Genomic DNA, 4,810 nt, shown 5'->3' on the forward strand with positions numbered 1-4,810 from the left:
CCGGTACGGCAACCCGTCCTCGCCGACCTTCTGCGCGCACGACACGCTGTATGTCTGCGTCGCTTACTCCACGGTGAGCGACGAAGACAAGAAGCGGCTCGACGCCCTCGGGTTCTTCCACAACGAGGACGACGACGGCTTCATGTCCTTCGACTTCGGTTCCGCATGACCGCCCCGGCCCCCGCCTCGCCCTCCTGCCGGGTGTGCGGCTGCACCGCCGACGACCCGTGCCCGACCGGCCGGCAGTCGGACGTGTCCTGTCTGCCCGTCCCGGACCCGCAGGGCTCCCCGCGGCTGTGCCACTGGTGCTCCGGCCGGGAAGACGGCGCGACCCGCTGCGACGTGCTCGCCACCGGTCTCCTCGCTGGCCCCGAACCAGTCCAGTGCGCGATGGGCGCGACCCACGCCGCTCATTTCCGCTGCACCCACGACCACGACCGGCGGATCAACGTCTGCCGCATGCACGAGAACGGCGCGCACGGCATCCCGTCCGGCTGCGCCGCGTGCCCCCACGAAGACGAGGTGCCCGTGCAGCTCGTCTCCTCCAGCCCGCTCCACCCCACCACCACGGAAGAGGTTTGATGGCCAGCCCAACGGCGTACCTCGCCTTCGGTGTCGCTCTCGGCGGCGGCGACGACGGCTTTGACGGGCTCGTGCTCCCCGAGGGTGAGTACGGGATGCGGCTTCTCCCGGAGTGGCTCCATGACGCGCCCGCCGGCGACGAAGCAGCCATCTGGGACCGGCTGCTGCCCGCCTACGACGTCGACACCCCGGACGCCGCCCCCGTCGAACTGACCACCTACGGCTACGAGTTCACGGCGCTGCTGCTCCATACCCGCGGCACCCTCGTGAGCGCCATCGACTGGGGAGACAGCGTCGTCTCGGCCGAACTGCTCGCCCGCCCGGCCGCCGACCTCGCAGCCCCGGTCATCGCCGCTCTGGCAACGCTCGGCCTCACCGCGAAGGAGGCCCCGGGATGGGTGCTCGCTACCACCTACGGCTGACCTCTGCTGCTGCCGTGGCCCTGGTGGTTGCGGCGGCAGGGTGCGGCTCCACCCCGTCTCGTCCGTCTCCCCGTCCGGCCCCGCCGCTGTGCCTGGCCGGCCAGGTCGCCGAGTGGGACGACGACGGGTGGGAGTGCGAGCCCGACGTGAACCCGCGGAACGGGATCGACGACGAAGACGACCGCCGTCACGGCAGGACCTCACACGTCTTGACCCGACCCCAGACGACCAGCCCACGGCTGCCGTCCGCGAGGTCCACCCAGACCGCCTCGCAGCGGCCCATCAGCTCCGCTACCCGCCGCAGCACCACGGCCGGCGGGGCGGACCGGGCGAGCGAAAGACGGAGCTCGCCGTCCAGCAGGAGAGTCACAACCCGCAAGTAGAACACACGTTCGATTCAATGGGAGCATCGTTGCCCAAGCTGTTCGTCACGGCGATCGTCTTCGCCGTGCTCACCCTCCTGCCCCTCACCGCCAGCATCCTGACCCGGAAGGCTGCGGCCAGCACCACTGACACCGACCTGCAGACCCTCCGCCGCGAGGGTGCCCGCGCCGCCCTCGGCGTCGCTGTCCTCTTCGCAGGCCTCGCCGTCCTGTTCACCGTCCTGTCCTCGGTCACGTCGGTGAGCACGAAGAAGGTCGGCATCGTCACCTCGTTCGGTCGACCGACCGGCACCGTGCTCTCCAACGGTCTCCACGGCAAGCTGCCGTGGCAGAAGGTCACCCCGTTCGACGCTGCGATCCAGACTGACAGCTACGCCCCGGAGCCGTCTGGCAGCGACCGGGAGGGCAACGAGATCGTCGTCCGCACCGCGAGCCAGTCCACGGCCTACGTGTCCGCCTCCGCCCGCTGGAGGATCAACCCCGGCAGCGCCGACGACCTGTTCGTCGACTACCGCGGCTTCGACAACGTCCGTGCCAGCCTGGTGACGAGGGATCTCCGCGCCGCCATGAACGACGTGTTCAGCACCTACAACCCGCTCGGCGGCGACGCGGTCCCCAGCTACGACAACCTGTCCAAGCAGGTCACCAAGGCCCTCTCCGCCCGGGTCGGTGCCCCAGTCGAGGTCCAGTCTGTCGTGATCTCCCACGTCGCGTTCGACAAGACGACGCAGGACCGCATCAACGCCCTTCAGGGTGAGGTCGCCCAGACCCGCATCGCCACCCAGCGGGAGGCCACCGCGGCGGCCGAGGCGAAGGCGAACGAAACGCTCTCGGCCTCCGTGTCGCAGGACCCGAACGTCCTGGTTTCCCAGTGCATGACCCTGCTCCGCGCCGCGGTCGACAAGGGCCAGCAGCTCCCCGCCGGGTTCTCCTGCTGGCCGGGCGCCGGCGCGGAGTTCGCCGTCACCCGGTAGCCCCCGGAAACGCCGAAGCGGGCCTCTACCCACACCGGGTAGGGGCCCGCTTCACGTTATCCACAGGCGGCTGTGAGACCACACTGTCCCCGCCCCGCCGGCCGTACCGTTCTTCGTGGCGGCCCGCTCTGGCGGGGGCCGGGCCGCCACCCTGGAATCGAGCGTCAGCGCTATTTCCGAACGCCCCGCTCCCACTGATCGTTGCGATCTGCGCTCGCGTCGAACCCCTCCCGACGATCACTTACGGTCACCATGTCCGACTCCGGACATCCGGACGTCCACCCGCCTATCGCGCAGGCGCACGCGAGCTACCAGCGCTTCGGATGTCCGCCCGGACATCCGGCGGACATCACCCACCGTCACCCGCATCCGGGCGGGGGAGTGGCGGTGCAATTCGTTATTAGTACCTTTCACGAATTGCGGTGTACGGTGTCGCTCACCCGGCCAGGAGCCGGCCCGACAATCCCCGGAGGACCCGTGGCCCAGAAGACCGTCATCTCGCTGATCGACGACATCACCGGCGAGGCGGCCGACGAAACCGTCCGGTTCGGCCTGGACGGCGCCCAGTACGAGATCGATGTCACCGCGGCGAACGCCGCCAAGCTCCGCGAGGCGCTGGCCCCGTTCGTCTCGAAGGCCCGGCGCGCCACCAGCAAGCCCGCCAACGGCAAGCCTGCCGCCAGCGGGATTTCCCGCAGGGCCGACGAGCACATCACCCGGATTCGCAACTGGGCCCGAGCCAACGGCTACCAGGTCAGCGACCGGGGCAGGATGTCCAAGGACGTCGTCGAGGCCTACAACAAGGCCCAGCGGGGCGCGGCGTCGCTCTAACCTGCCCTGGCGCCCGCCCGGATTGGTTTCCAGCGGGCGCCGGATCGCAGAAAGTACGGACCCCGGATTCGTCCGGGTTACTATGCCCGCAGGCGCCCGAAATGGCGCCGCCCGGGTCGGTGTTCGAGCACCTCCCCGGGCGACTTGCGGAGAGCCCTACAAGGAGGGACCTCGCGCCATGCGCAATCATGCCGTTTTCTCGGCTCAACATGCCCGGTTGGGTGTGCTGCGAGCTGCCGTTTCCCGCCCAGTGGGTGCCCCGTGACCGGCCTCGACTGGGTCGGCGTCATCGTTGGCGTTGGCGGCTTCACTCTCGTCTGGGGTGTGGTCAGCGGCGGCATGACCCATTTCCGGACGGCCATGTCCGTGATCGTCATCGTCGTGATCGTCACGTTTGTCGAGCTGGGTCTTCCTATCGGCGAGCCAGCGTGGGACTTCCTCGCCAATCACCGGATCAGCTCGTGAGCGCCATCCTGGCCCCGGTCCGGAGGCGGGAGCAGGCGTACCCGTGGGCTGTCGTGACCGGCACCCTTGCGCTCTCCATGGCCGGGAACGCGGTCCACGCGATCGCGGCTCACGGTCCCGACGTTTCCGACCGCACAGCTGCCGTTGCCGCCCTCGTCCCGCCAGCCCTCGCCGCCGTCGCGCTCCACGGACTTCTCCGCGTGCTTCGCCGCACCCCGCCTGGGTGGCCCCGAACCACTGTCATGGCGCTGGTTGTGCTCGTGTTCGCGATGGCCTTCGTCCTGTCGTTCGCCGGGCTCCACGCGCTCGCGATCGCTGTGGGTATCAACCCGGTGCTCGCCCCGCTCGGCCCGCTGATCGTGGATGTGACAACGGTGTACGCGGTGGCTGACGCGATGCTGCTGCACCACCAGCCGGCCGCGCAGGAAACCCCGGCGTCCGCGCCGGACGTGGCCACCGAGGAGCCCGCGCACGAGCAGGCCCCCGCCGCGCAGCCCGCGCACGTCGACGCGCGCACACCCGAGCCCGCGGCCGTCGCGTGCGACGAGCCGGCCGAGCAGGTGGCCGACGACCCGCACACGGCGCCGATCCCGCGCGTCGAGCCGACCGCGCGCAGGGCCGCGCAGGTGCGCACCCTCGATGACGCTGCCACGCAGCGCGCGAAGGCCTGCGCCCACATCGCCCAACTTCTCGCCACACCCGACGCGCACATCTCGTCCCGAGCGCTCGGCCGCGAGTTCGGCATCGGCGAGTCCACGCTCCGCCCGTGGATCAGCAAGCTCGCGAGCGGCGAGTGGGCGGTCACCCCGGAGGGCGCGCTCATCACCGGCATTCCCCGGGAGCGGACGGGAACAGGGGGATGAGCCTTGCCACCGTCGCCGGTTTCCTGCTGTTGCTCGGGCTGCTGGCGGGACTGGCGAACGACCCGGACACGCCCCGCGGCGCGCGACGCGCAGCGGGGCGTTCCCGTCTTCCGGCGAGCCGCGCAGCCGCGCGCGCGGGAGCGTCACGCGCGCGTACCGGTGCGCGCGCGTGGCGGACGGCCACGCGCGAGGACCGTCGCAGGCAGGCGCGCACCGCCACGGTCGGCGTGCTGCGCGGCGTGCTCTGGCCCGCTGAGCGCGCGACCCCGGCGCCACCCGCCGCCGCGCGC

General features: G+C 71.0%; 8 protein-coding genes. 7 read left to right on the forward strand and 1 reads right to left on the reverse strand.

Features of this window, described 5'->3' with window-relative positions:
• Positions 1-165 precede the first annotated feature (165 nt).
• Both FREUN1FDRAFT_RS37880 and FREUN1FDRAFT_RS37885 read left to right on the forward strand, forming a co-directional pair.
• Entirely contained in the window at positions 166-582 is a 417-nt protein-coding gene (locus tag FREUN1FDRAFT_RS37880) for a hypothetical protein (RefSeq protein ID WP_006544681.1), read from the forward strand.
• Entirely contained in the window at positions 582-1,004 is a 423-nt protein-coding gene (locus tag FREUN1FDRAFT_RS37885) for a hypothetical protein (protein ID WP_006545737.1), read from the forward strand. The genes FREUN1FDRAFT_RS37880 and FREUN1FDRAFT_RS37885 overlap by 1 nt, the downstream gene beginning before the upstream one ends.
• 187 nt (positions 1,005-1,191) lie before the next feature.
• Here FREUN1FDRAFT_RS37885 and FREUN1FDRAFT_RS40550 read toward each other — a convergent pair whose 3' ends face one another.
• Positions 1,192-1,383, reverse strand: a complete 192-nt coding sequence (locus FREUN1FDRAFT_RS40550) for a hypothetical protein (RefSeq protein WP_157475814.1) — start codon at positions 1,381-1,383, stop codon at positions 1,192-1,194.
• Between the two features lie 33 nt (positions 1,384-1,416).
• Here FREUN1FDRAFT_RS40550 and FREUN1FDRAFT_RS37895 point away from each other — a divergent pair, with 33 nt between their 5' ends.
• From FREUN1FDRAFT_RS37895 to FREUN1FDRAFT_RS37925, 5 genes are all read left to right on the forward strand, one after another.
• Entirely contained in the window at positions 1,417-2,361 is a 945-nt protein-coding gene (locus FREUN1FDRAFT_RS37895) for an SPFH domain-containing protein (RefSeq protein WP_006545739.1), read from the forward strand.
• A 477-nt stretch (positions 2,362-2,838) separates the two neighbouring features.
• On the forward strand, positions 2,839-3,192 hold the full coding sequence (locus tag FREUN1FDRAFT_RS37900) for an Lsr2 family protein (protein WP_006545740.1): 354 nt from the start codon (positions 2,839-2,841) through the stop codon (positions 3,190-3,192).
• A 261-nt stretch (positions 3,193-3,453) separates the two neighbouring features.
• Complete coding sequence (locus FREUN1FDRAFT_RS45665; RefSeq protein ID WP_006545741.1) at positions 3,454-3,657, forward strand: hypothetical protein; 204 nt, start codon at positions 3,454-3,456, stop codon at positions 3,655-3,657.
• Positions 3,654-4,520: a DUF2637 domain-containing protein gene (locus tag FREUN1FDRAFT_RS40555; protein WP_006545742.1), complete on the forward strand. Its 867-nt coding sequence runs from the start codon at positions 3,654-3,656 to the stop codon at positions 4,518-4,520. The genes FREUN1FDRAFT_RS45665 and FREUN1FDRAFT_RS40555 overlap by 4 nt, the downstream gene beginning before the upstream one ends.
• On the forward strand, positions 4,517-4,810 hold a 294-nt coding region (locus FREUN1FDRAFT_RS37925), incomplete at its 3' end, for a hypothetical protein (protein WP_006545743.1). The genes FREUN1FDRAFT_RS40555 and FREUN1FDRAFT_RS37925, both read left to right, overlap by 4 nt.

It is taken from the genome of Parafrankia sp. EUN1f (genome assembly GCF_000177675.1).
GTDB lineage: Bacteria > Actinomycetota > Actinomycetes > Frankiales > Frankiaceae > Parafrankia.

Coding starts and splice junctions, on each gene's coding strand:
- FREUN1FDRAFT_RS37880 (WP_006544681.1), top strand. CDS start 166: ATGACCGCCCCGGCCCCCGCCTCGCCCTCCTGCCGGGTGTGCGGCTGC.
- FREUN1FDRAFT_RS37885 (WP_006545737.1), top strand. CDS start 582: ATGGCCAGCCCAACGGCGTACCTCGCCTTCGGTGTCGCTCTCGGCGGC.